The 1,244-nt window shown below is 40.5% G+C and carries 1 protein-coding gene and 1 pseudogene; both read right to left on the reverse strand.

All coding sequences use genetic code 11. The features are described 5' to 3' along the window. Window positions 1–184: 184 nt before the first annotated feature. Entirely contained in the window at window positions 185–319 is a 135-nt protein-coding gene (locus tag BLQ56_RS23080; RefSeq protein WP_090860005.1) for a YjcZ family sporulation protein, read from the reverse strand. Window positions 320–660: 341 nt separating this feature from the next. Beyond that, window positions 661–756: pseudogene (locus BLQ56_RS24180) on the reverse strand (YjcZ family sporulation protein); the annotation flags it as partial. Window positions 757–1,244 lie beyond the last annotated feature (488 nt).

The raw sequence follows: 1,244 nt of genomic DNA on the forward strand, positions 1-1,244 counted from the left end.
ATTACTGTGGGCTTTCGCGGGATTCTTGCTCTCTTTCGTGGGATTCCACTCTTTTTTCGCGGGATTCATCGAACGGGTTCCCGCCTCCCTTACTGTTTCGCGGAATGAATGTAACATTCTAAAGGTCTCTCCCTTCAACGGGAAAGACCTTTTCTTCTTATATCAATATTAAATGAAATGAAGATTAGTATCCGTAACCGTATCCTGTACCATAACCACCAGCTGCACTAGTAAATCCAGTACCTACAATGATTAACAGAATGAAAAGCACAACGATCAATGCAAATCCACCACCTGCATATCCTGTAACACCACTCATTTACTTCACCTCCTGTTCATCTCACTCTTATCCTATGACAAAATGACAAAAATGACTGGACGCTCTCACAAACTAAGTAAAATGCCTATGAAACAGGGGACGGTTCTCATGTCTCAACCTCATAGTTATTCAGACACACTTTACGCAATTGCTATCTTGAGACTTTTTACGAAAACGAGACATGAGAACCGTCCCCATGCACCCCCGTGCACCTCCGCATATCAAAAAAGGTCTCTCCCCTTCGCTGGGAAAAGACCTTTAACTTCATCTATCACTGTTAAACTTAACGACGATTAGTAACCGTAACCAGCGCCGTATCCTGCACCATAACCACCAGCTGCACCAGTAAATCCGCTAGCACCTACAATGATTAACAGAATGAAAAGCACAACGATTAATGCAAATCCAGCACCTGCATATCCTGTAACTCCACTCATTTACTTCACCTCCTGTTCATCTCACTTTTTATACTATGGCAAAATGATAAAAATGTTTGGACTCAACGAAAAACTGAACGATCTGCCTATATTGATCCGCTAAAGACTAAAATATTTTATCTAACCGCGTACATTTACTCACATTCTTGTTAATACTAGAAAAGATTAACAAAATAGGACGTGATCATATGTATGAAGACGAAGGAAACTTTGCCAAAGGCTGTTTGTACGGCCTTAGCTTTTCAATCCCGCTATGGGGGCTTATTATAATGGTTATTAGAAAGCTTGTATAAGGGGTTTTATTTATAAAGAGGCGTGCTATTGGACAAAATCATTGTTCAGACTATGAGGTTTGTCTAATAGAGACCCCCTATTGGACACAATCTTCACTCAGGACATGTGATTTGTCTAATAGAGACCTCCTATTGGACAGAATCATCACTCTGGACATGTAGTTTGTCTAATAAAGACCCCCTATTGGACAGAAT

This window comes from Litchfieldia salsa (assembly GCF_900104555.1).
In the GTDB taxonomy this organism is placed as follows: domain Bacteria; phylum Bacillota; class Bacilli; order Bacillales; family Bacillaceae_L; genus Litchfieldia; species Litchfieldia salsa.

What these genes read in the sequence shown, in the direction of transcription:
- BLQ56_RS23080 (WP_090860005.1), bottom strand. Translation starts at nt 319, where the DNA reads ATGAGTGGTGTTACAGGATATGCAGGTGGTGGATTTGCATTGATCGTT.